We start from the raw sequence: 26,464 nt of genomic DNA on the forward strand, positions 1-26,464 counted from the left end.
CCCTGCAGTCCTCCGGCGTATCCAAGGATGCCCTGCAGCTCAAATTCTATGATCTGAACAACCTCCGCGGAACGAAGATCCGGGGTGGTGACGGCTGGACGATGATGGGGACCTTCAGTGGCGACATTGGCGCCGCTGGTAGCGTGATCGCCAGCGTAGCCAAGGGCGACGGCAACGGTGCTGCCATCGGCGCAGCGACGTTCCTGATCCCGGTGCGGTTGCCTGGGGCGAAGATCGTTGGTGAAGTGGGCGCGGAGATCGCCGGGGCCGCGACCAAGCAGGGTGTGCTCAAATCTGAGGAGATCCTGAAGTCGGTACAGAATGCGGCTAGCGAAGCTGCCAAAGAAGGGCATGTAGCATTCGCTAATGATGTCGTAAATCTGCCGCTCTCCAACATCGGTCGAATTGATCACTCTGCCAGGCATTTGATTGAAGCTGGAATAATTACGGAGAATTCTGGGTCAAAAGCCGCTCGGCAGGCATTTCAGGATATTGGGCGGGCTATTCTTACAAAACCAATAAAAACTTTTGATCACGTAATGGTTCAAGGCGGGCAGCCGGTTAAAGGCTTTTATGGGAAAATTAACGGAGAGGACGTTGTTATCTTTGTGGCGAAGGAGCCTCGCGGCAAGATAGCGGCTGGAGATATTGTTACAGCGATCAAGCCATCCCCGCAGCAGATCAAGAATTTCGGACTATGATAACGAAAGACAGCCTCGGAATATATTGGGCCATTCCAGACCAGTCTGGTCGTGTTGTTTATCAGGAGGAGGTGTGCGGAATTATTTTCTACGGGTATTGGAGTTGTGGTTCGATTGGCGAATTTGGCAAGAATAGCGCCTCGTTTGAGGACATATGGAGTGGTCGCGTCGATGTGAGATTCAGGGAGTGGGAGGGGCAAGGTATGAGCAATTTGTCCGCCGAAGTTAAGATAAATTCCTGGCCTGATGAGGACGAGTGGTTGATATGCATTAGGCGATCACTGGAATGGTTTGTTGAGGGGGGCGCAATCATTTCCTGGTGTGGATCGGAACTGAGTAGCCCCTCCTTGGATGTGTTCTCATCAGTGGATAGCTCTGGTTCGGTATATGCCGCATATAGTGAACGTATCGGCTTTGTTTGTGGTTCGGGATTGAATTGTGAGTATCAGGATGTAAGTCCTTCGGAACTTGAACGTTTTAATAGGCTTGTTCTGGGGGCGGTGTAGATCTACTCATATTCTTGCATTTAGGGCTGCGCAAGTAGTTTCATCCGGGGCGATCGAGGACTCTTTTTATCTTTTGCTCGCATCATTTGCATCTAGAGATGGAATTGTGCGGCTTGGGCGTGAATGGCTGAGCGCGCAGGCGTCAATATGAAGGGAGATCGGTGATGTAGAGATCTCCGAGATCTGTGCTGGTGCGATTGTGATATTTGTTTCGGCCGATGATCTGGACTCTGCGCTTCGCCAAGACATTCCGCAGCACTGGATTTTTGATGAGGTTGGAGATGCATTGAGGGCGAGCAAAGTATCTGATTCAGATCAGATGTACGCCCTGCTTGAGGCGCTTTATGGGTTGGCTGCTGATTATTGTTTGGCTTGGTATATTGCTGGACCGCTGTTTGAAATCAATATTGATCTTGAGCCTTGCTTTCACTTTTGGAGTGCTGGTGGGTGCTGTGCGCTCACGCGTAATGGGTTTATGGTCTCCAGCCGGACGGCACCTCTCAACTAGAGTGTGTTACGAACCTTGCCATGATCCCGCTGCCGTAAAGGGATGGTCGCATTTCCCCTTTCGCGAGGTCGTACGGGATGGTTCAGAGGCGGGAGTCCGCGTTGTCTTTGATATCTATGGCTAAAATTCAGAGGCCATGGTTATATTTGAGCCTGATTTGAAGTGTCGATGATGGGCTTTGCGTAAAACGTAGCTGCGATCCTTCAGTTTTTCTGCCAGTGATCTGGACTATGCACTTCGCCATGGCATTCCGCAGAATTGGACTTTTGACGAGGCGGGAGATGCATTGAGAGCGAGAATGATGTCTGAACTAGATCAGATGTGCGCCTTCGAGGTAGTTTATATGCCTGTGGAAACAAATGATGTCGTGCGCCTGCTAGAAGACATTCCTTCGGAGGAGATTTGTCGTGGCAGTACCGGGGTAGTGGTTGCCCTCTTCTCCGAGCCAGAGGAGGCCTATGAGGTTGAGTTTTGCGACGAGCATGGCGCCTCAACTGTACAGGTTGCACTGCGGCCATCGCAGTTTGAGATCGTGATGTAGTAGCTCGTCGATGTCGCCTTAGCGGCCAATGTCGCCGCTGGCGTGGGCGACGCCATGCAGCAGGGGCTTCCGACGCCACCGACGGCGTGAGCCTGCACATCGGCATCGGTTCCTCCAGCTCCAGTGCCAGCCAGACCAGCGACGACCAGTTGGCGGTGGACCGCACCATCCGCAGCCAGGGCTACTTCAGCATCGTCGCCACTGCCGGTGACCTGAACAGCGCGCTGTCGGCCGTTGACCTGCGCAAGATGCAGGAGCGCGCCGAGGTGATGCTGCTGGGCGGGCAGCTGCTGTTCAAGGGTGTCGGCGACTTGGGCGGCTACCTGAGCCAGAAGGCGGAGACCGAAGAAGGCAAGGCGTTCTGGGCCGACGGCGGCAACGGCCGCGCGCTGCTGCACGGCATGGCCGGTGCGGCGATGGCCGCATTGGGTGGGGCCGATGCACTGAAGGGCGCGGTGAGTGCTGCCGGTGCGGAGAAGGCCAAGATCGCGATCTCCGAATTCCTCGAGAGCAACAAGGGCAGCCTGAGCTGGGAGGACTACCAGTCGCTGATGGAAGTGGGCAGCGCGATGGTGGGTGGGGCTCTGGGTGGAAGCACGGGCGCCAACATTGCCGTGACCGGGGACCGGTTCAATCGGCAGCTGCACCCGGATGAGGTGAAGTGGATCAACATGAATGCTGCCGTTCGCCGCCCAGGAAGGTATCAGCGAAGCAGAGGCGGTACGCAGGCTGACCACGGAAGGTGCCGCGCGTGTTGATGCAAAGGTCGCCCGATTGGTGGGCATCGAGAACGTTGATTTGGAAGCCACTGACTTCCTGAGCAAGATGGGCGGGGCATACGGGTTCGGCGCGACGGAGGCGGAATACAAAAACTTCAACCTCTATGGCAACGAGCTGCTCAACGACGATGCACTGTACAGGCAGGTCATCGGATCCCTGCTGTCCTCCGGCGTATCCAAGGACGACGTGCAGCTCAAATTCTATGATCTGAACAACCTGCGCGGAACGAAGATCCGGGGAGGTGACGGCTGGACGATGATGGGGACCTTCAGTGGCGACATTGGCGCCGCTGGTACCGTGATCGCCAGCGTAGCCAAGGGCGACGGCAATGGTGCTGCCATCGGCGCAGCGTCGTTCCTGATCCCGGTGCGGTTGCCTGGAGCGAAGATCGTTGGTGAAGTGGGTGCGGAGATTGCCGGCACTGCGACCAAGCAAGGTGTGCTTCGGTCTGAGGAGATCCTGAAGTCGGTGCAGAATGCTGGTGTCGACGCAATAGAAGTTGGCGAAAGTGCTATTCGGGCGGGCGCTGCGGGCCGCCCGGCAGATGCTCTGAGGCTCTCAACCCAACTTGCTTATGAAGAAGCTGGAATTCTGACGCGAGGAGGCAACGCGCTAACCAAGGAGGCCGTAAGGTCCTCGCGAGAAATTCCAATCTCAGGCGGGAAGCTCACCAATCCGGCCGTCGTCAAGGAGCTCACCTCGGATGGGTCTAGAATTGAGGACTGGGGAAAATTTACTACCCAAACCATAGTTCTGCCGAGTGGTCAAAGATCTCAAATCCACTACTACATGAATAAAGTTACCGGAAAGCTCAATTTCAATATCGATTTCAAGGTCAAAGGAAGGGTGGAGTGAAAGTTGTGGTCAAGCCAGGCGCTGAAAGCGCGCGCGGTTGGTTGTGCGAAGATGCTGAAGTAACGGTCCTTGCACTCATGATTTCTCCATCTGGTGAAGTTAGATTGGTATTGTGGTCCGACGCGCAAGAGTCGGTCGCACTATTTCCAATTGGAGATTTTAGTGTGTCCGACAGTACGCTCTCGGTCGCTTGGGTAATCAGTTTCGATCCGAGTGGAGCTGTTTCCATAGCGCCGAAGTCCTGGCAGACCGCTGACTTTTGGGATCTTTACAATGAGGGAGATTCGGCGGCGGAAGAAATTTTCAGGCTGGAAATGAAAAGAATGATGGATGAATAGGAATGGGCCTTTTGCAGTCGATATGCTGTCGATATTCCTGTTTTAGGTCCGAAAGGGCGCGGGGTCGTTAGAGGTGGATGGATCTATAAGCTCGGATCAGATGCGCCAGGGCTGACAGTAGTATTTGTGAAGTAATTTATATATGAATTTTAGAATCAATGAAGTTGTACGCTTGTTGGAGGATATTCCTTCAGTGGGAATTTATCGTGGCAGTCTCGGGGTGGTAGTTGCCGTACTCTCCGAGCCAGAGGAAGCCTATGAGGTTGAGTTCTGCGATGGGGGCGGCGCAACAATTGCGCAGATTTCACTAAGGTCAGCGCAGTTTGAGGTCATGAGGTGATGAGCCTTGTTCTGCTGACCGATCCCGCGCCAGGATCGATGGCAGTGGCATCAGCCCCACCCGGCTCACCGTCGCTGGCGAAATGGGGCGCCGGGCGACGCGAAGAAGAACGACAGCTGTTGTCTATTGATGAGATCGGAGCAATTTCGTCCATGGCAGCGCCGGCCCACGACGAACCCGCCAACGATCACCGTCATCTCCCCCTTCATCTCGAACGGCTACGATGAACCCGGTTCCGGATCGAAGGAGTGGCCATGAATTCCCCCTTGTCTCCCCTGTTGTCGGCGGTTGGCCGTAGCTGGTGGATCCTCCTGCTGTATGGCCTGGTCGCTCTCGGCTTCGGCATCGTCGCCATCGGCTGGCCATTGTCGGCGGCCATGGCATTGGCCTGGACGCTGGGCGTGATGGCCATCATCGAGGGCGTCATCAGCCTGTTCGCATTGATCAATGGCGGCAGCGGCGCGTCCCGCGGCTGGCTGGCGCTGTACGCCCTCGCCTCGCTGGGCTTCGGCATCCTGGCGGTGATCAATCCGCTGGCCACCGCCAGCGTGCTGGTGCTGTTCCTGGCGGCGTGGCTGCTGGTGGCCGGCATCTATCGCATCGTGTTCGCGATCCGCGTGCGCAAGCAGATCCAGGGCGAATGGTTGCTGATCCTCAGCGGCGTGCTGGCGGTGGTGCTGGGCCTGCTGTTTGCGGCGAATCCATATGCCGGCGTGGCGGTAACTACGCTGTGGATCGGCATCGGCAGCCTGCTGTACGGCCTGCTGCAGGTGCTGGTGGCATTCAAGCTGCGGAAGCTGAAGTGAGGGCTGCGCTTCCGCTGTTGCTGGGCGTGGCCTTGACCCTGGCCGGCTGCATGCCGGGCGCCACGCCCGGTGGCTTGGCAGGGAAGGATCACGTGCCGCGCCCTGGCGTGGATGTGCGCCTGAGCGCGGTGGACGCCTCCGGCAAAGGCAAGCCGGCGCAATGGCAAGGCGAAACCCTGGCCCTGCACGAGCCGCCGATCGCCGGCAGCGCCGACATTGCCGATGTGCGCTACGTGCTGGATCAGGACAAGCAACCTGGCCTGCAGATCCGCTTTCGACACGAAGCGCACCAGCGCATCCACGATGGCACGGAAGCACTGGTGGGCCAGCGCGCGGCGCTCAGCGTGGACGGCCGCGTGCTGATGGTGGCGACGGTGAAAGGCCCGTTCGGTGAATCGATGGTGCTGAGCGGATTGCCGAGCATCGCCGAGGCGCAGGCGTTGGCGAAGCACATCACCGGTCAGTGACGGGCGCGCCAACACCAACGCGTTGCGCGCGGAGGTCGACCAAGGTCGACTGCTACCGGGCGAACCGTGCCTCGATCTCCTCCAGCGACTTGCCCTTGGTCTCCGGCAGCCAGAACGCGGCTACCAGGAAGAACACGAAGGTGCACGCCGCCCAGAACACGAACATGCTGGCGTAGCCGTAGTGGCCCACCGTGGGCAGGAAGATGGCGGCGATGGTGGTCGACACGAACTGGTTGATCAGCAGCGCGATGCTCATGCCATTGGAACGGATGCGGTTCGGCATCAGCTCCGACAGCGCCAGCCACACGCACACGCCGGGGCCGACCGCGAAGAACGCGACGAACACCAGGATGCAGGCGGCCACGGCCCAGCCGTGTGCCGGCGGCGGCACCGGGCCGATGCGCGCCTGCTCGATGCGCAGCGGCGCGTGCGCGGCACTGGCCGGGTCGGCGAACGGGTTCAGGTGCAGTTTGCGGAAGAACGCACCAATGACGCTGTCGGGCTGCACGGTGCCGGCGCGCTCGATTCGCAGTTCGCGATCAATCAGGTTGTCGCTGCGCAGGGCGCGCACGTTGGTAAAGTCACCATACGCGTACGACACGGTCAGCTGCATCGGTCGGCCCTGGCTGTCGATGCCATTGCTCAGGCGCTGCCACTGCGCGTCATCCAGAACCAGCTGCAGGCCATCGCCGCTGACCGCCGCCTGCAGCTGCGGTTGCACATCGGCGCGGCCACGCTCGGCCTGGAAGAACAGCGTGGCCGCGGCCAGTAGGGCCACGCAGATGCCACCACTGCCGAGCATCAGCAGGAACTTGCGGCCCTTGCGGTCGACCAGCAGCAACGCGACCACGGTCATCACCGCATTCAGCAGCTTGATCGCCACATCGGCGCCGTTGGCGACCGAGCCGGACAGGCCGGCCTGGTTGAGGATGTTCACCGCGTAGGCCAGCACCGAGTTGATGCCGGTGGCCTGGGTGCAGGCCAGCACGACGCAGGCGAGCAGGAATGGCACCACGTAGCGGCGGCTGAGCAGTGGATCGCGCTTGCTGTGGTTGCTGCTCGATTCCGGCGCCTGGATCTGCGCAAGGGTGGGCTCCACATCGGCAGCGGGCAGTACGCGCTGCAGGCTGCGGCGGGCTTCATCGATGCGGCCCCGGCGTACCAGCCAGCGTGGCGATTCGGACAGCCAGAAGATGCCCGCGCAGAACAGCAGGCCCGGCGCCAGGCAGGTCCAGAAGATGGTGCGCCAGGCGTGGTCCTTCACCGTGAACAGCTCCTGCGCCTGCTGTGCCAGCGGCAGCGAGCGCACGGCCTCGGCGGCGGCATCCACCGCATGTGCGTGGTACAGCCCGATCAGCGCGGCCAGCACCAGGCCGATGGTCAGCAGCAGCTGGAACATCGCCGCGCCGCGCCCGCGTCGCTCGGGGCTGAGCACTTCGGCCAGGTACAGCGGAATCACTACACCGATCAAACCGCCACTGATGCCCTGCAGCAGGCGGCCCAGCAGCAGCGGCGTGTAACCGGAGGCCAGTGCCATGATCGGAATCGAGGCGGTGAACAGCAGGCCGGCCAGCAGCATCGCGCCGCGGCGGCCGATCAGGTCGGCGATCATGCCGGCGAACAGCGAGGACAGCACGCTGCCCAGCAGTACCGCGGCCACCACGAAGCCCAGCTGCTGGCTGCTGAGCTGCCAGGCGTGGCTGGCAGTTGCTTCCAGGTAGGGCAGGGCGCCGGCGATGATGCCGATGTCGATGCCGTACAGCAGGCCACCCAGGCCGCCGATGAAGAGCAGGTAGCGTACGGGCCAGCGCGGAGCGGTGCTTGGAGTCATCGGCAGTTCCTGTGGTAGCGCCGGGCCACGCCCGGCGGCGGTTCGTCGCAGAGTGCTTTCTGTAGAGCCGAGCCATGCTCGGCTGCTTTCCGTTCCGATATCGAGGTTCCCCATGCCGCGCTTCGCGCGGTGAGCCGAGCATGGCTCGGCTACAGGGAGCCCGCGCGGCATCCGGGCCGCATCGCTTGCGTCAGGTCAGATCGACCACGCGCCCACCAACCACCACCTGCTGCAGGCGCAGTTCGGTGTCCAGCACCACCAGGTCGGCACGGGCGTCGGGCGCGATGCGGCCGCGATCGCCCAGGCCCAGGTAGTCGGCCGGGAACGTGGAAACACGCTGCGAGGCATCGGCCAAGTCCAGGCCCACACGCACCAGGTTGCGCAGCGCCTGGTCCATGGTCAGCGCGCTGCCGGCCAGCGAACCGGTCGCCAGGCGCACGCAGCCGCCGCACTTGTGCACGCGCTGTTCGCCCAGGGCGTACTCGCCATCGGGCATGCCGGTGGCGGCCGTCGCGTCGGTCACTGCGTAAAGGCGTGGGATCGCGCGCGCGGCCAGGCGGATCACGCCGGGATGGATGTGCTGCAGGTCGGGAATGATCTCGGCGTACTGTGCATGCGCCAGCGCCGCCGCGGCGATGCCGGGTCGGTAATGGTCGACACCGGTCATGCCATTGAACAGATGGGTGAAGCCGGAGGCGCCGGCCTGCAGCGCGGCTACGCCTTCCTCGTAGGTGCCGGCGCTGTGGCCGAGCTGCACGCGGATGCCCATCGCCGAAAGCGCCGGAATCAGTGCGGTGTGCTCGCCGATTTCCGGTGCCAGCGTCATTACCCGGATCGGCGCCAGTGCGTGCAGTTGCTGCACCAGCGCCAGCGTCGCCTCGATCGTACGGTTGGGCTGTGCACCGAGCCGCTGCGGGCTGATGAACGGTCCTTCCAGATGCACGCCGACGATGCGGGCGGCGTCGGCATCGGGCGCCGCCATCGTCGCAGCCACCCCCTGCAGCGCGTGCTCGATCTCATCCAGGCCGGCGGTCATGGTGGTTGCCAGCAGCGTGGTGGTGCCGAAGCGCAGATGGGTGCGCGCGATGGTGCGCGCCACGTCGCCGCCCTGCATCAGGTCCACCCCGGCCGCACCGTGTACATGCAGGTCGATGAAGCCGGGCAGGATGACCGGCAGCTGCAGGTCGTCAGCACCACTTTGGTCATCCACCTGCAGCTGGCGCACGTGTGAATCGAAGTGGACCTGGCCACGCCGCCAGCCCAGCGGGGTGAGGATGCGGCCATGCAGGGAACGGATGTCGGTCATGCGGGAGGCTCGGCAATGATCACTTCGATACCCAGCCGCTGCAGCCCTTCGCGGGTTGCGTCTTCGATGCCGGCGTCGGTGATGATGGCGTGGATCTGGTCGAGGCGGGCGATGCGGTGCAGGCTGACGCGGCCGAACTTGGAGGCGTCGGTCAGCACCACGATGCGGCGCGCGCGCTCGACCATGCGGTGGTTGAGGCGGGCTTCGGCCTCGTCGTGGGTGGTCAGGCCGAACTGCAGGTCCAGGCCATCCACGCCCAGGAACAGGGTGTCGAAGCTGTACGAGTTGAGGCTGGCCTCGGCCTGGCTGCCCTGCAGCGACAGCGACTGCTGGCGCAGCAGGCCACCGGTCAGCAGCACGGTGATGCCCGCGGCATTGGCCAGTTCCCAGGCGATGTTCAGGCCGTTGGTCATCACCGTCACGTCGCGATGCGCGCGCAGGTGGCGGGCCAGCGTCATCGTGGTCGAGCCGGAATCGATGATGATGTTGTCGCCCGGCTGCACCAGGCGCGCAGCGCGCGCACCGATCGATTCCTTCAACGGCAGGTTCAGCGCGTCCTTCTCATGGATGTCCTGTTCCTGCGGCGGCGTGCGCACCAGGGTGGCGCCGCCGTGGGTGCGGTTGGCCAGCCCCTGCGACTCGAAGTGGGTCAGGTCGGCACGGATGGTCACCGCCGACACGCCGAAACGCTCGACCAGATCGGCCACCTGCACCGAGCCGTGCTCGATCAGCAGCTGCAGGATCTGTTGCCGGCGGGAGCGGGTGTTGCGCATGGCCATTCTCGGTTTCGCGGGGAAAGGTAGAGATTAGCCGTTCGCAGCCACTGCGGCAGCCGAACCTGCGTTCTGCGTGCGGGTTCCGGCCTGGTTGGCGCTGCAGGCGCGCGCGTACTCGCCCAGGCACAGGCCGATGCGGTGCTGCACCAGCGCGGTGGGGGTGTTGGCCAGCGTGCCCTCACGCACGGCGCGGTACTGCTCCGGCAGGTACTGGCTGAGCAGCACCAGTGGCGGCGCGTGCTGTTCCAGGTTGGCGAACAGGGTCTGCACCGCCTGCACCAGCGCGGGCTCGCCCCAGTAGTAGCGGCAGCGGTCACTGAAGGAGTAGCTGCGCAGCAGGCGCAGCGCGGCGTCATCGCCCTGGTAGTAGGACTGCCAGTACTTCGGCTGCGCCACCATCACCTCGTCCAGCACCTGCGGCAGGCGCGAGCACTGTGCCGCCGGCAGCAGTTCGGCCTCGATCGCGGCCAGCGCGAACAGCGCTTCGCGGTAGGCGAAGGTGGCCGCGGGCCCGACCTTGAGGATGGCGAAGTGGTCGCGCACCAGCGCGTGCAGGCCGCTCTCGCGCTGGTAGTCGGTGGAGTGCGCTTCGAACACGATACGTGGCTGCTGTTCGAGGAAATCGGCCAGCGTACTGGCAGCGGCGGCGTCGTACTCGTGCACGCTGCTGTGGTCGAAGTCCACGCCCGGCTGGACCACCATCGCGATCACACGCTGCCATGCATCGCGCAGCTGCGGGGTATCGAAGGCCTGCCGGTGGATGGCCAGGGTCTGCGCGGCGGCGGCCGGCGTGGTCACCTGCAGGCCCTCGGCCAGCGAGGCTTCGCCTCCGGGAATCGGCACTTCGGTACCGATCACGTAGACCGGCGGCGGCAGGCCATGTTCGGCGGCGGTGCGTTCGGCGATTTCGGCCAGCTCGGCCGAGCGCGCAGCGACGATGGCATCGGGCAGCGGCACCGGATCATCGGCGCAGGACATGCTGCAATCCAGATGGATCTTGTGGAAACCGGCGGCGACGTAGGCTTCGATCAGCACGCGCGCGTGGGTCATCGCTTCGGCCGCCGGGCGCTTCTGCCAGGCATTCGGGCCGAGGTGGTCGCCGCCCAGCATCAGCCGCTCGCGCGGGAAGCCTTCTTCATCGGCCAGCGTGCCCACGTAGTCGCGGTATTGCGGCGGGGTCATGCCGGTGTAGCCGCCGAACTGGTCGACCTGGTTGGAGGTGGCCTCGATCAGCAGCACGGTGCCATGCGCCAGGGCGACGTGCATGGCCGCGCGCAGCACCTGCTCGTTGCTGCAGCAGACGCTGTACAGGCCGACGTTAGCGCCGGCGCGGTGGGAAGCAAGCAGGGTCTGCAACGGGGACATGGTCAGGCTCCGGAGATCGGGAAAACGAGGGTTGGCAGGCGAGCAGGGCGGCACCACGTGCGCCACCGGCATCGCCGAACCGTGGCGGCACGATCGGGGGGACCTGCACGCCATTGAACAGATGGGCGGCGATGGCGGCCGGCAGCTGCTGGTACAGCGGCGCGTACTGCGACAGGCCACCGCCGAGCACGATCACGTGGGGGTCCAGCGCCAGCACCAGCGCGGCCAGGCTGTGGCCGAGCAGGTCACGATGGATGTCCAGCGCCTTGCGTGCGCGCGCATCGCCGGCCTCGGCCAGGGCAATCACCGCGCTGGCGTTGGCGGCGCTGCCACCGAGATGGCGTTCGATCATTGCTACACCACTGCCGGAGACATAGCGCTCCACGCAGCCCTGCAGGCCGCAGCCGCAGTCCAGCAGCGGCAGGCCATGGCGCTGCAGCAGATGGCCGGGCACGCTCCAGTGGCCCCACTCGCCGGCCAGGCCGTTGAAGCCGGACAGCAGCCGGCCCTGCAGGCAGAAGCCACCGCCGGCACCGGTGCCGAGGATGGCGCCGAACATGCTGGGGTAGCCATCGGCGGCGCCGCCGTGCGCTTCCGACAGGGCAAAGCACTGCAGGTCATTGCCGAAATGCAGCGAGCGTTGCAGCCGCGCCTGCAGATCCTTCGCCACGCATTGGCCGGTCAGTGCGGGCACGTTCGCGCTGAGCTGGCGGCCGCTGCGGCGGTCACGCACGCCGGGCAGGGCAATGCCGATGGCCGCATCATTCCGGCCCAGCGCGGCGTCGGCCTCGGCCACCAGCGTCACCACGGCCTGCAGGAAACCATCGTAGTCGCCCTGCGGCGTGGCCACGCGGCGGCGCCAAGTGACCTGCATCGCCGCATCGCACGCCACCAGCTCGATCTTGGTGCCGCCGATGTCGATGCCGTAGCAGGCGTGGGCGATCAGCTCAGCCATGGTGGATGGTGACGCCCTTGACGACGCGGTTGACGGTGCCATCCGGGAACGGGTTGTCCGGGGTCAGTCCCAGCGCGGCCGAGCGCTGCAGCGCGAACAGCTGCGCGAAGCCCAGCCACACCGGTGCCAGCCACGGATCGTCCAGCGCCGGTACGGTGAGGGTGTAATCGTCATCGGCGCCGATATCCGAATGCGGACCGATCGCCAGCACCTGCCCGGCCACGCCATCGCGGCGCAGTTCTTCCAGCAGGTCCTGCTCGTAGCGGCGCGCGAGCGGCTGCACGCTGCGCAGCACCACCACCAGGGTGTTGCCATCCAGCGTCGACTTGGGGCCGTGACGGAAGCCCAGCGGCGTGTTGGCCAGCGCCAGAACGCGGCCAGCGGTCAGCTCCAGCACCTTCAGTGCACACTCGCGGGCCAGCGCTTCCAGCGGGCCGCTGCCAAGGTAGATCACGCGGTTGAACGGGCGCTGCGCAAGCGTTGCCACTGGTGCGTCCCACTGCGCCTGCCCTTCGCGGGCCAGCGCGGCGATCTGCTTCAGGCGCGCCACGCGCGCATCCCACGGCGAGCGATCGAACACCGTCAGTGCGGCCAGCAGCATGCAGGTCAGGCTGCTGGTCATGGCGAAGGCACGGTCGCAGCTGGCCGACGGCATCAGCAGGGTGCACGTATCGCCACGGCCGGCGCCACGGCGGGCCAGTTCGCCATCGGCGTTGCAGGTGATGTTGAGGAAGCGCGCGTCGTCCACGTCGCTGCGCACGCGATCCACCGCTGCCACGCTTTCCGGGCTGGAGCCACTGCGGCCGAACGACACCAGCAGGGTCGGGCGGTCACGCTGCAGGTACAGCGCCGGGTGGGTCAGCAGGCTGGTGGTGTGCACCACGCGCACCTCGGCCGGCCACTGTGCGTTGATCGCGTCAGCCACCATCTCGGCGATGAAGCCGGAACTGCCGGCGCCGGTGAACAGCACGCGCTGGTTGGAATTGTTGAGGCTGTCGCCAAGGAAGGCCTGCAGGCGGTCGCGGGCACGCGACAGGTCCTGTGCGAGTGCTTCCCACAGCGCAGGCTGCTGGGCGATTTCGGTTGCGGTGTCGGCTCCGCCAAGGCGCTGCCAGGCGGACACATCGGAAAGCAGGGTGACGTCCATTCGGAGGTTCCAGTTGGGCCAGCGCACCATCTGCGTTTTCTTTCGAAATGTCAAACATCGAAAGTAAAAAGAAAGAAAATGGCCGAGTCGCTTTCCCAGTCGCGGCATGACCAGGAAAACGAAAGGACGGGTCAAATGCCGTATCGCACAATGCTTAACAGGCGACTGCAAGCGCTTACACAAAGTATTGCGACGCAACAACTTTCGTTTCAATGGAATATATCTTCCTTTTTCCTTTCAATTTGTTGACATCTTTCGAATCGCTGCCCTAGAGTCGGCCCAATCGCTTTCGAAACGCCCGGTGAACGGGTTGGGAGTCCGCGTGGAAAACTGCGTTCGTCGCTCGGCGCTGATGCTGGCCCTGGTGCCGGCCTTGATGCTGGCGTCCATGACGGCCCGGGCCGAGCCGGTCGGCAACCTGCGATCGGTCAGCGCCAGCGCCAGCCGCGACGGCGTGCAGGGCTGGGACCTGCAGACCGACAAGGGCGCGCGCATCCGCATTGAACTGCCGGCGACTGACATCATCCGCGTGCAGGCCGGCCGCAACGGCACGTTGACCGGCGCCGGCGACAAGGCCGCACCGATCGTTCTGCCGCAGCCCAAGGCGAACGTGCAGGCGCAGCTGGAAGAAGACGCGCAGGAAATCCGCGTGCGTACCGACGCACTGGTCCTGCATGTGCAGCGGCAGCCGCTGCGCCTGCGCCTGGAACGTCTGGACAACGGCCAACCCACCGCGCTGTGGCAGGAACTGCAGCCGCTGGACCTGGAGGCCACGCAGAGCGTGCAGGTGCTGTCCTCGCAGGCCGATGAGGGCTATTTCGGGGGCGGCCAGCAGAATGGCCGTTACCAGTTCAAGGGCCGCGAGCTGGAAGTGTCCTATTCCGGCGGCTGGGAAGAGGGTGACCGCCCCAGTCCTGCACCGATGCTGCTGAGCAGCCGTGGCTGGGGCATGCTGCGCAATACGTGGAGCGATGGCAGCTACGACCTGCGCCAGCCCGACCAGGCCACGCTGCTGCATCGCGAAGACCGTTTCGACGCGTACTACTTCGTCGGCGCCGACCTGCCCAAGCTGATCGAGCGCTACACCCAGCTGACCGGCCGCCCGAACATGGTGGCGCGCTGGGCGCTGTCCTACGGCGATGCCGACTGCTACAACGACAGCGACAACAGCAAGAAGCCCGGCACCGTGCCCGAAGGCTGGAGCGACGGCCCGACCGGCACCACGCCGGATGTGATCGACAGCGTGGCCAAGCAGTACCGCGCCCACGACATGCCCGGTGGCTGGATCCTGCCCAATGATGGCTACGGCTGCGGCTACAAGCAGTTGCCGGAAACGGTGAAGGGGCTCGCCGGCTACGGCTTCCGCGCTGGCCTGTGGACCGAGAACGGCGTCGACAAGATCGCCTGGGAAGTCGGCAAGGCCGGCAGCCGCGTGCAGAAGCTGGACGTGGCCTGGACCGGCAAGGGCTATCAGTTCGCGATGGATGCCAACCGCCAGGCGTTCAACGGCATCCTCGACAACTCCGATTCGCGCCCGTTCCTGTGGACGGTGATGGGCTGGGCCGGTATCCAGCGCTACGCCGTCGCGTGGACCGGCGACCAGAGCAGCAGCTGGGATTACATCCGCTGGCACGTGCCGACCCTGGTCGGTTCGGGCCTGTCCGGCATGGCCTACGCCAGTGGCGACGTCGATGCAATCTTCGGCGGCAGCGCCGAGACCTTCACCCGCGACCTGCAGTGGAAGGCGTTCACGCCGGTGCTGATGGGCATGAGCGGCTGGTCGTCGAATGCGCGCAAGCACCCGTGGTGGTACGACGAGCCGTACCGCAGCATCAACCGCGATTACCTGAAGTTGAAGATGCGCCTGACCCCGTACATGTACGGGTTGGTGCACGAGGCCGCGCAGACCGGCGCACCGCCGGTGCGGGGGCTGATGTGGGACTACCCGCGCGACCCGCATGCACAGGATGAGACCTACAAGTACCAGTTCCTGCTCGGCCGCGACCTGCTGGTGGCGCCGGTGTACCGCAGCCAGGCCGCCAGCCGTGGCTGGCGCCGCGACATCCACCTGCCGGCCGGGGGGTGGATCGACTACTGGGACGGCCGCCGCGTGCAGGCCGGTGCCGACGGCCGCCAGCTGGACCGCCAGGTGGACCTGGCCACGCTGCCGGTGTTCGTGCGTGCCGGTGCGATCCTGCCGATGTACCCGTCGATGCTGTTCGATGGCGAAAAGCCGCTCGATGAAGTGACCTTCGACCTGTACCCGCAGGGCGACTCGCAGTACACGTTGTACGAAGACGATGGCAACACGCGCCGTTACCAGCAGGGCGAGTCGAGCACGCAGCAGATCCGCGTGCAGGCGCCGGCGCAGGGCAGCGGCCCGGTGCAGGTGCAGATCGACGCTGTGCAGGGCCAGTACAACGGCCAGCTGGCGCAGCGCCGCTACGGCCTGCGCGTGCTCAGCCGGCAGGCGCCGCGTGCAGTGCAGGCCGGTGGCCGTGCGTTGCCGGCGCTGGCCGATGCCGCCGCCTTCAACAGCGCCAACGAGGGCTGGTACTTCGACGCGCGGGAGCGCCGTGGCACGCTGCATGTGCGCACCGCTGCCCAGGACATCCGCCAGCCGCTGCAGCTGCAGCTGGACTTCGCGGTGGCCGCTGCGGCCGCCGATGATGCCTACCCGGCCGCGCCGGTGCTGGGCCGCGAACTGCCTGCAGACAGCCTGCTGGTGGTCAACCGCCCGGCCGAGGAGCCCGGCCATGCGCTGGAGAACGCCTTCGATGACGATCCCAACACCTGGTTCCGCAGCGTGCGCAACCAGGCCGTGCGCACCGGCGCGCACGAGTGGGTGATCGGCTTCGGCGAGCGCAGGATGATCGATGGCATCGACATCGCGCCGCGCAACGACAAGAACTGGAAGCACGGCCAGGTGCGCGATTACGAGGTGTACCTGGGCGACAGCAATGGTGAGTGGGGCGAGCCGATCGCCCGTGGCCGCCTGCAGCTGAAGGAAGGCGTGCAACGCATCGACTTCCCGGCCCATGCCGGCCGCCTGCTGCGCTTCCGCGTCCTGAGCGTGCAGAACCCGGAAGGCGATGGCGCCAGCAGCACCGATCCGATGGTTACGGCCGCACAGGGCAGTGGCCGCGCCTTCGATGCGCTGCAGCCGCGCGACGTCGGCCCGATCGCACTGTCCACCTTCCACATTCTCGAACACCAGGAACCGGAGCGACCGGCCCGGCAGCGCTATCTCTCCGAGCTGCCGGTGCCGGCCGCGCTGGCCAGCCAGCTGCGTACCGACCAGTCCTTCCGTGGCGACGCCGGCATGCGCATGAACGGCCTGCAGTTCCGCCGTGGCCTGGGGGTCGGCGCCAACAGCCGCATCGATCTGCGCCTGCAGGGCGGCTGGCACCTGCTGCGTGCCGACCTCGGCATCGACGACGCCTGCCGCAACGCCGGCGGCCTGCAGTTCCAGGTATGGGGCGACAACCGCCTGCTGTACGACAGCGGCCTGGTGAAGGCGCCCGGCGTGGTCAAGCCGGAGCTGGACATCCGTGGCCTTTCCACCCTGAGCCTGCGCACGCTGGGTGCGCAGGGCAGCCAACCCGCCCAGGTCTGTGCCAACTGGGCCAACGCCGTACTGATCGGCCAGGAGGGCGACTCCGCCAGCATCGTCGCCCCATGACCCCCACGTAACACCGCTCCTCCCCCGCCCCATCCCGACTACGGCCCTCATGGCCGTGGCCCGGGAGCGTTTTGCCCGCCGAACGCCCACGCGCTCACTCAGTTGCGCCGCACCCCTGCCAGGAGAGAACCCCGATGTTGCCCGCCCGCCACCACCGCCCCCCCTGCCGCCCGATCGCTCCGCTGACGCTGGCCATTGCCGGCGCGCTGTTCTCGCTTGCTGCTCCTGCCTTCGCCCAGGAGAGCAAGGACAACGCCACCGACCTGGCCCGCATCGAGGTCACCGGCTCCAACATCCGCCGCACCGACGTTGAAACCGCCTCGCCGGTGCAGGTGATCAGCAAGCAGGACATCCAGAACATGGGTGCGCGCACGCTGCTGCAGGTGCTCGACAACCTGCCGGCCGCACGCCCTGCGCAGCAGGATGCGCGTTCGCTGTTCACCGGTTCCGACGGTGCCTCGCAGGCCAACCTGCGTGGCTTGGGCGCGCAGGGCACGCTGGTGCTGCTGAATGGTCGCCGCCTGTCGTACTACGGTGCCCCGGCCGGCTTCCAAACCCAGTTCGTCAACATCGACGCGATCCCGGCGGCGGCCATCGAGCGCATGGAAGTACTGACCGACGGCGCGTCGGCCGTGTACGGTACCGACGCGGTGGCCGGCGTGATCAACGTGATCACCAAGCGCAACTTCCAGGGTGCCGAGATCAGCTTCACCAACGACACCTCCTCGCGCATCGATTCCTACGGTGAGCGCCAGGCCAGCATCACCGCCGGCTTCGGTGACCTGGCCGAGAACCGCTTCAACATCTACGGCGCGGTCAACATGTACCGTCGCGACGCGATTCCGCTGAGCGATTTCTACGACAAGCGTCCGGACCAGTACTACGTCAACAACCCGAACTACCTCAACAACCTGCGCCTGGGCGTGGGCAGCAAGCCGGGCGAGTTCAACCCGGGCACCTACTTCGCCTTCGATCCCGTTACCGGCCGCCGCGTACAGGAAGCTGCGCCGGGCTGCAGGAACGTGCTGACCAGTGAAGCGGCCGGCCCGCGTTGCGTCTGGGAAACCTGGATGAACAACGAGATCGATGCCGGCGCCAAGTCCGAGCGCAACACCGCCTACCTCAACGGCACCTTCCTGGTCGGTGACAACACCGAGATCTTCGCCGAGGCGACCTATACCGACATCGACCTGCGCGCCAACGGCGGCACGCCGCGCACCTATGGCACCACGACCGGCAACCCGACCAGCTGGTTCTCGCGCAACACCGGCAACACCGTCAACCAGTTCCTGTACCCGTTCCTGGGCCCGAACAACGAGTACAACCACGCCAGCCCGCAGTTGAAGGCCATGATGGGCGGCGTGGTCGGCCTGAACTACCTGCTGCAGGATGCCGGCCCGAACTACTTCGGCCAGCGCAATACCGACAAGAGCTATCGTGTGCTGGCGGGCGCACGTGGCAACGCGGGTGACTGGAACTGGGAAACCGCATTCGCCAGCGCTGGTACCCACTCCACCACCTACCAGACGATCAACGTCAACACCAAGGGTTTCGAGAAGGCGTTCGGGCCGTACACGATCGATCCGGGCACCGGTCGGGTGATCATCTCCGACCACCCGGCGTACAAGTTCGGCGAGATCAGCGAAGCCAACGCCGCGTTGATCCGTGAAGCGTTCCCGACCTTCGACATCCAGTCGTGGACCCGCCTGCATACCCTGGACGGCAAGATCGAAGGACCGCTGTTCCAGCTGCCGGCGGGCGAGATGCGCGCCGCGTTCGGCTTCAACGCCAGCCGTGAGACCTTCTACACCCCGGGCAATGCCGATGCGGCCAATGGCCTGATCACCCAGCAGGGCGGCTCGTGGTTCGACGGCAAGCGCAACACCTACGCGCTGTTCGCCGAGACCGTGGCGCCGATCACCGACAAGCTGGAAGTGGATGCGGCGGTGCGCGTGGACAAGTACCCGAACTTCAGCGCCAACATCGCGCCGAAGATCGGCTTCAAGTACCAGGCGTTCGATCAGCTGATGCTGCGCGGCACCTATTCCACCGGCTTCCGCGCACCGAGCCTGGCCGAGTCCGGCAACGGCGGCGTGTTCGCCCAGCTCGGTGGCTTCCGTGACGAACTGCGCTGCGGCGAGACCAACGCCATCGCCAACCTGCTGCTGAAGTCGCAGCGGCCGGGTGACGTCGACCTCGGCAAGACCCTGCTGAACGTCGACTGCAGCCGCACCGTGGCGCGCATGACCCAGCCGAACAAGGACCTGAAGCCGGAAAAGGCCAAGATCGCCACCCTCGGCTTCGTCTACGAGCCGGCAACCTGGCTGTCGGTGTCGGCCGACTACTGGTTCATCTACCGTGACAACGAAATCGTCGCGCCGGACTATCGCCGCATGGAAGACATCATCTCGATGTCGCGCTCGCCGATCACCGACAGCGACCGCGCCAACCTGGCGCAGCTGGCGGCAATGTGCGCCGATCCGGCCAGCGGCGTGAGCTGCCCGGCCACCCTGCCGGGCTACTCCGCCGGTAACGTGGCCAGCGTGGTCGGCCAGTACAAGAACCGCGGCAAGACGCTGATCGACGGCTTCGACATCGACGCGCGCAGCCGCTTCTCGCTGGGCGACTGGGGCAACCTGAACATCGGCCTGGCCGCCACCATCGCCAACCGCAACCGCTTCTACATGGACGCCGAGAACGGCTGGTACTACGGCGACGTGGTGGGCTACTACAACAATCCGCGCCTGCGTGCCACGCTCAATGCAGACTGGACCTACAAGCAGGTGACCACCAGCATGTTCGTCAACTACGTGGGTGGCACCAAGTGGGCTACCGACCAGATCGACGAAGAGAGCAACAACAAGGAAACCTGCACCGGCGGCTACCTGGCCCTGCAGAAGAGCAAGTGCGATGGTGCACCGTCGTGGTGGACCGCCAACATGAGCGTCACCTGGCGCCCGGACGATGCGTGGAACCTGAGCTTCACCGTCAAGAACCTGTTCAACCGCCTGCCGTTCTACGATCCGAACAGCTTCCTGGGTGACTCCAGTGACTACGCCACCATCTTCGGCCGTGGTTACAGTGTGACCATCGGCTACCGGTTCAAGTAATTCCGTTTGCGTGACCTGGCGTGCCGGCTGCGGCCGGCACGCTGCCAAGAGGAGAGATGTCTGCCATGAAGCGTAGGGAATTCATCGCGGCCAGTGCCGCTGTCGCCGCCAGCAGCCTGCTGCCGCAGACCCCGGCATGGGCACGCGGGCGCAAGGTGCGCCTGGCCATGATCGGTACCGGCATGCGCGGGCTGGTGCTGCTGAAGGAGCTGGTGCGCCGCGACGACGTCGAAGTGGTTGCCCTGTGCGACGTCGAGCCGATCATGCTGGGCCGTGCCACAGAGATGGTGGCGAAGGCCGGCAAGCCCGCGCCGAAGACCTATGGCCAGGATCGTGATACCAACGCGTGGAAGCGCCTGCTGGAACAGAAGGGCATCGATGGCGTGATCATCGCCACGCCGTGGGAGTACCACGCACCGATGGCGATTGCCGCCATGCAGGCCGGCGTGGCCGTGGGCTGTGAAGTGGTGGCCGGCATCACGCTGCAGGACCACTGGGACGTGCTGAAGACCCAGCTGAGCACCGGCACCCCGTACATGCTGCTGGAGAACGTCTGCTACCGCCGCGACGTGATGGCCGCGCTGCAGATGGTGCGCCAGGGCCTGTTCGGCGAACTGGTGCATCTGCAGGCCGGCTACCAGCACGACCTGCGCGGCGTGAAGTTCAATTCCGGCGACCCCAACCAGCCCTACGACAGCGGCGTGGAGTTCGGTCCGAAGGGCTGGAGCGAAGCTCGCTGGCGCACCGAGCATTCGGTGGAACGCAATGGTGAGCTGTACCCCAGCCACGGCATCGGCCCCTGTGCGATGTACACCGGCATCAACCGTGGCAACCGCTTCACCCACATCAACGCCTTCGCGACCAAGGCACGCGGCCTGCACGAATACACCGTGGCCAAGAGTGGTGGCACCACCCACCCCAGCACCCAGGTGAAGTTCAAGCTCGGCGATATCGTCACCACCACGCTGGCCTGCGAGAACGGCGAGACCATCCTGCTGCAGCACGACACCTCGCTGCCGCGCCCGTATTCAATGGGTTTCCGTGTGCAGGGCACCAAGGGCCTGTGGATGGATGTGAACCATTCGATCCACATCGAAGGCCGCAGCCCGCCGCACCAGTGGGAAGAGTTCAAGAAGTACCAGGACGAGTACGAGCACCCGCTGTGGAAGCAGAATGCCGACACCGCCGCCAGCGCCGGCCACGGCGGCATGGACTGGTTCGTCATCCATGCATTTGTTGAAGCGCTGAAGGCCAAGGCACCGATGCCGATCGACATCTACGACGCAGTGACCTGGAGTGCGATCACCCCGTTGAGCGAGCAGTCGATCGCCAACAGCTTCCAGACGCTGGAGTTCCCGGACTTTACTGCTGGTGCGTGGAAGACGCGCAAGCCGATCTTCGCGTTCGACGGTAAGTATTGAGGTTTACACCCTTCCACGCTGTGACGGAGACGCCGGGCACTGCCCGGTGTTTCTGTTTCTGGAGGCATTCGCCTTGTAGAGCCGAGCCCACGCTCGGCTGAATTTCCGACACGCTCCCCCCCCTGCATCAGAAAACTCTGAAATCCGACCCACTCCACACTTTCTGACTTGAATGTGTAAACGACATCGGAGATAACGTCCCCCATGCGGTCAGACCGCATTCCGGACCAGGGACGATCCGAAGCATGACGTGGTGAGGCAACCGCCCCACGTTCTCGTTCCTGCCGGTGCTGTGTTTGTCCAGGAAGGAGAACAGGGATGTTGGAACGACTGAAGACCATTTCGTGTGCCGCACTGGCGATGATCGCGCTGGGGAGCTTGGCTCCTTGGGCTGCGCAGGCGCAGGAGGTGCAGAAGAAATGGGAGAGCTACCTGTCGATGGGCCAGCCGCGAGCTACCGAAGCGGCGGTGCAGAAGGACATCAAGTCGCTCTTTTCCCAGTACGAAAAGGACAAACCCTTCAATTGGCATGTCAAACGCCAACGCGTCCTTGGAAAGAAGGTCATCTACGATTACCGGGTGAGACCCGAGAAGATCGTTACTACCGACTGGGTCTACATCCACTCAGGGCAGGAGTACTCATCCGAAGATCAGATTCGTAGCGTGATCCTCGCTACCCGCGTCAGCGACCCGCAGTGCCCGGCGACTTCACTCACGGAGGATCCTTGGGTGGAGCTCCTTGGACTTGGCAGGGGCGACGACGGTAGCGTCACCAACGAGGAGAAGAATTTCCATTACACCTTGAACTTCTATCATCAGAGCACTCAAGAATGCTCGTCGATAGTGGGGTGGGAGCATGTGCGCCGGGCCAGAACGGCGCTTTGTCCGAATCGACCGTCCCTGACGTGGAATGAGGCCCTGCAGATGTGCTCTCTGGTCCAGCAGGACGAGCCGCACATGTCGCCCATGCTCTCCTACACAAGCGGGCCGCTGCCGCCGCAGCAGTGTCCTGTTGGTAACCCGTGTGATCCGACCACTGGCGATAAATCCCAGCCTGAGCCGGATTTCAATCTAGGATGGGTGAGCTTCCAACGCCACTATCACTCCCTGACAAGCACGGCGGGCGGCGCGTTGGGCACGGGCTGGACCCATTCCCACAATCTGCGGCTTACCGCAGGCGTAGACGATTCCACCTTCCCTCCCAGCTCCGAACTGAAAGTTGGGCTGATCGGCGCCGATGGCGGGCAGACCGCATTCCAGAAAGTGGGGGCAAGCTACGAAGCCATGGACGGAAGCGGCGATCGCGCGGTCCAGCAGGGCACCAACTGGCAACTTTCACGTGCCGGAGAGCGCATCTATTTTGATGCTGATGGCTTGATGCAGCGCCGTGATTTCGAAGACGGTACTTCGCTGACCTATGCACACGACAGCCGCGGTCGCCTGCTCAGCATCACCCATTCAACCGGTCGGCGCGTGGATGTCCAGTACCTCGCGCCGGGCGACGATTCACTGATCTCGGCCCTGGTAATCGCCGGCCAGCCTGTGGTGAGCTACGCCTATTCTCCGGCCGGGGAACTGATCACCGCGACCTATGCCGACGGTGCCAGCCGTACGTATCACTATGAGGACGCCCGCTTCCCGGGCTACCTGACCGGCGTGACCGCCGAAGACAGCCAGCGCTACAGCTGGTACGGCTATGACACGCAAGGGCGAGTCACCTGCAGCCGCCATTCCGGCGATTGCAGCCAAGCCGACGTGGGCATTGATGGCGTGCGCCTGGAGTACACCCCGGCAGGCACCACCATCGTCACCGACGCACTAGGCAAGCAGAGTACGTACGCATTGACCGCCAGCGGCACCAGTGGCCTTCCGCGCAAGGTCAATGGCATCACCGAGAGCAACGGCAGCATCAGTCGCACCTATCTGCCCGAGGGCACCGATTTCCGGCGTCGGCTGCAGTCGGTGACCGATCGCCGTGGCGTTGTTACCAACTACGCCTATGCGGAGGCCAGCGACGCTGCCGCAGGTGCTGTCAGTGTGACCACCACCACCGAAGCGGCCGGTACTCCGGATCAGCGCGTCAGCGAAACGCGCGTGGCCATGGACAGCAATCGGCTGGTGCAGCAGGCCATCGGTAACCGTGAGATGCGCATCGCACGCAATGCGCGCCTCCAGCCAACCACCATCACCGTGCGCGACAGGGTGACCGGTGATACCCGCATCACCACGCAGACCTACTGTGAGGCCGAAGGGCCGGAGTGCCCGCTGGTGGGACTGCTGCGTAGCGTGGATGGCCCACGCAGTGATGTGGCGGATGTGTCCACCTATGCCTACTACACTGCGGACGACGCGGGATGCGCGGCCAATGGTGCCTGCAGTTATCGCAAGGGCGACCTGCGCAGCGTGACCAATGCGCTGGGCCAGACGGTCGAGACTCTGGCCTACGACGCGTTCGGACGGCCGTTGTCGGTCAAGGATGCCAACGGCGTGGTCACCGACTACACCTACCATGCGCGCGGCTGGCCGACCTCGGTCACCGTGCGCGGTGCCACCACAGCCGAGGATCGGGTGACCCAGATCAGCTACTGGCCGACCGGCCAGGTGCAACAGATCACCGAGCCTGACGGCAGCAGCGTTACCTATGTCTATGACGCCGCCCAGCGGCTGACGGACATCGCGGACAGTGCGGGTAACACCATTCACTATGCGCTGGACAACGCCGGCAACCGCCTCAAGGAAGACACGCTGGATACTGGCGGAACCCTGCGCCGTACCCTGGCACGGACGTTCAACACGCTCGGCCAGTTGACCGCGCTGAAGGATGCGGGCAACCACGCCACCGGCTTTGCCTACGATGCCAACGGCAACCCGCAGACGGTCACCGACGCCCTGCAGCGCGTGACCAGCCAGCAGTACGACCCGCTGAACCGCCTGGCCCAGACCCTGCAGGACGTGGGTGGCGTGGCGGCGGAGATCCGCAGCCAGTACAACGCACTGGACCAGGTCACCCAGGTCACCGACCCGAAAGGTCTGCATACGACCTATGCCTACAACGGGTTCGGTGACCTGACCGGGCAAGTCAGCCCAGATAGCGGCGCCAGCAGCTACACCGTGGACGCGGCTGGCAATCGCAAGACGGCCACCGATGCACGCGGCGTCACCGCCACCTATCACTACGATGCACTCAACCGCCTGATCGGCATCGCCTATCCGGACCCCAATCTGGACGTGGGCTACAGCTATGACGTTGCGCCGGCCGCCTGTGCCGCCGACGAGCGCTTCGCCAAGGGGCGCCTGGGGCAGGTGCTGCACGCCAATGGCAGCACCCAGTACTGCCATGACCGTTTCGGCCAGGTCACCCGCAAGGTGCAGACCGTCAACGGCGTTGCCAGTACGCTGCGCTATGCGTACAGCAAGTCGGGTCGCCTGACGGCATTGACGTATCCCGATGGCAGCGTCGCCGACTACGTGCGCGATACTCAGGGGCGCATCAGCCAGATCGGCCTGACCCGGCCCGGCCAAGCCCGCCAGATCGTGGTGAACAACGTGACCTACGCGGCCTTCGGCCCGGCGACCGGCTGGACCTATGGCAACGGCCGCCAGCTGCAGCGTCCGCTGGATCTGGACTATCGCCCGCAGGCGGTGCATGACCCGGCGGCAGGCGGCCTGTCGCTGGGCTATGGCTATGATCCCGTCGGTTCGATCACCGAGTTGAAGAACGGCACAGGCTCGACGGTGCTGGCCAAGTACGCCTACGACGCGCTGGGTCGCCTGACCCAGACCCAGGACGGCGCGACCGGCACGCCGATTGAAACCTATGCGTATGACGCCACCGGCAATCGCACCGCGCTGACCACCTCGGCAGGCACTGCCAGCTACACTTATCCCGCAACCAGCCATCGCCTGACTGCTGTGGATGGCGAGGCACGCAGCCATGACGCAGCGGGCAATACCACCAGCATTGGCAGCAAGGCGTTCACCTACAACGATGCCAACCGCATGAACGCGGTGAAGCAGGGTAACGCCACACTGGAGAGCTACGGTTACAACCATCGCGGCGAGCGCGTGCTGCGCACCCCGGCTGGTGGCGATGCGCAGGTCACGATCTATGACGAAGCCGGGCAGTGGGTTGGCAACTACTCGGCGACCGGGCAGGCGCAGCAGCAGGCCATCTGGCTGGACAACTATCCGGTAGCGCTGATCAATGTGCCGGCTACCGGCGTGCCTGAACTGACCTACGTGCAGCCGGATCATCTGGGTACGCCGCGCGTGGTGATCGATCCGGTGCGCGATGTCGCGATCTGGGAGTGGAGCAACAAGAGCGAAGTGTTCGGCAACCAGATTCCGAGTGCCGACCCGGATGGCGATGGTGTGGCATTCGAGCTGGCACTGCGCTTCCCGGGCCAGCAGGCCACGGATGCGAGTGGGTTGTTCTACAACTACCAGCGTGAGTATGAACCAATGGTGGGGCGGTACTCGCAGAGTGATCCGATTGGTTTGGTTGGAGGCATCAGTACTTATTCATATGTGAGTGGGAACCCTGCGTCTGCTTTGGATCGTCTTGGCTTACAGTCCGGTGCAGCTCGGGCTATGCGATTGCCACCTCCAGCGTATCGGCCTGGAAGTGGTTACCAGCAGTGGAATCCTGACCTCCCGGGCTATGGGGAAGGGCAAGCTCCTGCGCCATACATTGATATGAGTCCGATCCACTCGCCAATCGATGCTTTCATTGGTGCGACGGTAAGTTTGCCAGTAATCGTGGATGCTCTCGCCAACCTCTACTTCAGCAAGAAAAAGGACGGTGCGCGATCCAAGCCTACGAACTGTCCAGTAGGAACACTCCCTATAGACACGGCCAAAAAATCCTTCGGGCTTGATCATGGTGCCGTTGAAACCATTAAGGAAGGTTCCGCTGCTAGCCCGACGCACTGGACTGGTATAGCCCCAAATGGCGATATTTGGGTTGGGACGCAGGACGGCAAAGGTAGAATGGAGGGGAATATTAGTGATTATGGTTTTGGGAGGTGAT

General features: G+C 64.1%; 19 protein-coding genes and 1 pseudogene. 14 read left to right on the top strand and 6 right to left on the bottom strand.

Annotated elements, in window-relative coordinates:
* The 10 genes from AC5P8U_RS03550 to AC5P8U_RS03595 form a co-directional block, all read left to right on the top strand.
* Positions 1–701, top strand: a 701-nt coding sequence (locus tag AC5P8U_RS03550; RefSeq protein WP_495213914.1) for a hypothetical protein, incomplete at its 5' end; no start/stop codon positions are given.
* Complete coding sequence (locus AC5P8U_RS03555; RefSeq protein ID WP_143592511.1) at positions 698–1,207, top strand: hypothetical protein; 510 nt, start codon at positions 698–700, stop codon at positions 1,205–1,207. The genes AC5P8U_RS03550 and AC5P8U_RS03555, both read left to right, overlap by 4 nt.
* A gap of 199 nt (positions 1,208–1,406) precedes the next feature.
* Positions 1,407–1,715, top strand: coding sequence for a hypothetical protein (locus AC5P8U_RS03560; RefSeq protein ID WP_143592512.1), 309 nt, complete (start codon positions 1,407–1,409; stop codon positions 1,713–1,715).
* Between the two features lie 298 nt (positions 1,716–2,013).
* Entirely contained in the window at positions 2,014–2,256 is a 243-nt protein-coding gene (locus AC5P8U_RS03565; protein WP_198422618.1) for a DUF4926 domain-containing protein, read from the top strand.
* Positions 2,257–2,342: 86 nt separating this feature from the next.
* On the top strand, positions 2,343–3,014 hold the full coding sequence (locus AC5P8U_RS03570; RefSeq protein ID WP_227837138.1) for a hypothetical protein: 672 nt from the start codon (positions 2,343–2,345) through the stop codon (positions 3,012–3,014).
* Entirely contained in the window at positions 2,932–3,891 is a 960-nt protein-coding gene (locus AC5P8U_RS03575) for a hypothetical protein (RefSeq protein ID WP_445391328.1), read from the top strand. Before AC5P8U_RS03570 ends, AC5P8U_RS03575 begins: the two co-directional genes overlap by 83 nt.
* Complete coding sequence (locus AC5P8U_RS03580; RefSeq protein WP_143592513.1) at positions 3,888–4,229, top strand: hypothetical protein; 342 nt, start codon at positions 3,888–3,890, stop codon at positions 4,227–4,229. Before AC5P8U_RS03575 ends, AC5P8U_RS03580 begins: the two co-directional genes overlap by 4 nt.
* A gap of 142 nt (positions 4,230–4,371) precedes the next feature.
* Positions 4,372–4,569: a DUF4926 domain-containing protein gene (locus tag AC5P8U_RS03585; protein WP_445391327.1), complete on the top strand. Its 198-nt coding sequence runs from the start codon at positions 4,372–4,374 to the stop codon at positions 4,567–4,569.
* 254 nt (positions 4,570–4,823) lie between these two features.
* Positions 4,824–5,375, top strand: a complete 552-nt coding sequence (locus tag AC5P8U_RS03590) for an HdeD family acid-resistance protein (protein ID WP_049431885.1) — start codon at positions 4,824–4,826, stop codon at positions 5,373–5,375.
* The gene (locus AC5P8U_RS03595; protein WP_227837143.1) at positions 5,372–5,842 is read left to right on the top strand and encodes a SecDF P1 head subdomain-containing protein; all 471 of its coding nucleotides are present in this window, start codon (positions 5,372–5,374) and stop codon (positions 5,840–5,842) included. Before AC5P8U_RS03590 ends, AC5P8U_RS03595 begins: the two co-directional genes overlap by 4 nt.
* 52 nt (positions 5,843–5,894) lie before the next feature.
* On the opposite strand, the gene AC5P8U_RS03600 is transcribed toward AC5P8U_RS03595, so the two are convergent.
* The 6 genes and pseudogenes from AC5P8U_RS03600 to AC5P8U_RS03625 form a co-directional block, all read right to left on the bottom strand.
* Positions 5,895–7,673, bottom strand: coding sequence for an MFS transporter (locus AC5P8U_RS03600; protein WP_227837146.1), 1,779 nt, complete (start codon positions 7,671–7,673; stop codon positions 5,895–5,897).
* Between the two features lie 190 nt (positions 7,674–7,863).
* Positions 7,864–8,979, bottom strand: coding sequence for an N-acetylglucosamine-6-phosphate deacetylase (gene nagA / locus AC5P8U_RS03605; RefSeq protein WP_334271121.1), 1,116 nt, complete (start codon positions 8,977–8,979; stop codon positions 7,864–7,866).
* Entirely contained in the window at positions 8,976–9,752 is a 777-nt protein-coding gene (locus tag AC5P8U_RS03610) for a DeoR family transcriptional regulator (RefSeq protein ID WP_334271122.1), read from the bottom strand. The genes nagA and AC5P8U_RS03610 overlap by 4 nt, the downstream gene beginning before the upstream one ends.
* A 33-nt stretch (positions 9,753–9,785) precedes the next feature.
* Positions 9,786–11,120: a D-tagatose-bisphosphate aldolase, class II, non-catalytic subunit gene (locus AC5P8U_RS03615; protein WP_180869436.1), complete on the bottom strand. Its 1,335-nt coding sequence runs from the start codon at positions 11,118–11,120 to the stop codon at positions 9,786–9,788.
* A 19-nt stretch (positions 11,121–11,139) separates the two neighbouring features.
* A pseudogene (locus tag AC5P8U_RS03620) lies at positions 11,140–12,075 on the bottom strand (ROK family protein); the annotation flags it as partial.
* Positions 12,068–13,222 (bottom strand): SIS domain-containing protein, encoded by a 1,155-nt coding sequence (locus AC5P8U_RS03625; protein WP_447896893.1) that lies wholly within the window; start codon positions 13,220–13,222, stop codon positions 12,068–12,070. The gene AC5P8U_RS03625 and the pseudogene AC5P8U_RS03620, both read right to left, overlap by 8 nt.
* 322 nt (positions 13,223–13,544) lie before the next feature.
* Here AC5P8U_RS03625 and AC5P8U_RS03630 point away from each other — a divergent pair, with 322 nt between their 5' ends.
* The 4 genes from AC5P8U_RS03630 to AC5P8U_RS03645 all read left to right on the top strand — a co-directional run bounded on the left by AC5P8U_RS03630 (position 13,545) and on the right by AC5P8U_RS03645 (position 26,463).
* The gene (locus AC5P8U_RS03630) at positions 13,545–16,904 is read left to right on the top strand and encodes a TIM-barrel domain-containing protein (RefSeq protein WP_438914886.1); all 3,360 of its coding nucleotides are present in this window, start codon (positions 13,545–13,547) and stop codon (positions 16,902–16,904) included.
* A gap of 134 nt (positions 16,905–17,038) precedes the next feature.
* Complete coding sequence (locus AC5P8U_RS03635; RefSeq protein ID WP_438914887.1) at positions 17,039–20,014, top strand: TonB-dependent receptor domain-containing protein; 2,976 nt, start codon at positions 17,039–17,041, stop codon at positions 20,012–20,014.
* Between the two features lie 65 nt (positions 20,015–20,079).
* Positions 20,080–21,435 (top strand): Gfo/Idh/MocA family protein, encoded by a 1,356-nt coding sequence (locus AC5P8U_RS03640; protein ID WP_438914888.1) that lies wholly within the window; start codon positions 20,080–20,082, stop codon positions 21,433–21,435.
* Positions 21,436–21,753: 318 nt separating this feature from the next.
* The gene (locus AC5P8U_RS03645) at positions 21,754–26,463 is read left to right on the top strand and encodes an RHS repeat-associated core domain-containing protein (protein WP_438914889.1); all 4,710 of its coding nucleotides are present in this window, start codon (positions 21,754–21,756) and stop codon (positions 26,461–26,463) included.
* The last annotated feature ends 1 nt before the right edge of the window (position 26,464 follow it).

It is taken from the genome of Stenotrophomonas sp. YJH_SMC_81 (genome assembly GCF_059370875.1).

What these genes read in the sequence shown, in the direction of transcription:
- AC5P8U_RS03555 (WP_143592511.1), top strand. Translation starts at nt 698, where the DNA reads ATGATAACGAAAGACAGCCTCGGAATATATTGGGCCATTCCAGACCAG.
- AC5P8U_RS03565 (WP_198422618.1), top strand. Translation starts at nt 2,014, where the DNA reads ATGATGTCTGAACTAGATCAGATGTGCGCCTTCGAGGTAGTTTATATG.
- AC5P8U_RS03575 (WP_445391328.1), top strand. Translation starts at nt 2,932, where the DNA reads ATGCTGCCGTTCGCCGCCCAGGAAGGTATCAGCGAAGCAGAGGCGGTA.
- AC5P8U_RS03585 (WP_445391327.1), top strand. Translation starts at nt 4,372, where the DNA reads ATGAATTTTAGAATCAATGAAGTTGTACGCTTGTTGGAGGATATTCCT.
- AC5P8U_RS03590 (WP_049431885.1), top strand. Translation starts at nt 4,824, where the DNA reads ATGAATTCCCCCTTGTCTCCCCTGTTGTCGGCGGTTGGCCGTAGCTGG.
- AC5P8U_RS03600 (WP_227837146.1), bottom strand. Translation starts at nt 7,673, where the DNA reads ATGACTCCAAGCACCGCTCCGCGCTGGCCCGTACGCTACCTGCTCTTC.
- nagA (WP_334271121.1), bottom strand. Translation starts at nt 8,979, where the DNA reads ATGACCGACATCCGTTCCCTGCATGGCCGCATCCTCACCCCGCTGGGC.
- AC5P8U_RS03610 (WP_334271122.1), bottom strand. Translation starts at nt 9,752, where the DNA reads ATGCGCAACACCCGCTCCCGCCGGCAACAGATCCTGCAGCTGCTGATC.
- AC5P8U_RS03615 (WP_180869436.1), bottom strand. Translation starts at nt 11,120, where the DNA reads ATGTCCCCGTTGCAGACCCTGCTTGCTTCCCACCGCGCCGGCGCTAAC.
- AC5P8U_RS03625 (WP_447896893.1), bottom strand. Translation starts at nt 13,222, where the DNA reads ATGGACGTCACCCTGCTTTCCGATGTGTCCGCCTGGCAGCGCCTTGGC.
- AC5P8U_RS03635 (WP_438914887.1), top strand. Translation starts at nt 17,039, where the DNA reads ATGTTGCCCGCCCGCCACCACCGCCCCCCCTGCCGCCCGATCGCTCCG.
- AC5P8U_RS03640 (WP_438914888.1), top strand. Translation starts at nt 20,080, where the DNA reads ATGAAGCGTAGGGAATTCATCGCGGCCAGTGCCGCTGTCGCCGCCAGC.
- AC5P8U_RS03645 (WP_438914889.1), top strand. Translation starts at nt 21,754, where the DNA reads ATGTTGGAACGACTGAAGACCATTTCGTGTGCCGCACTGGCGATGATC.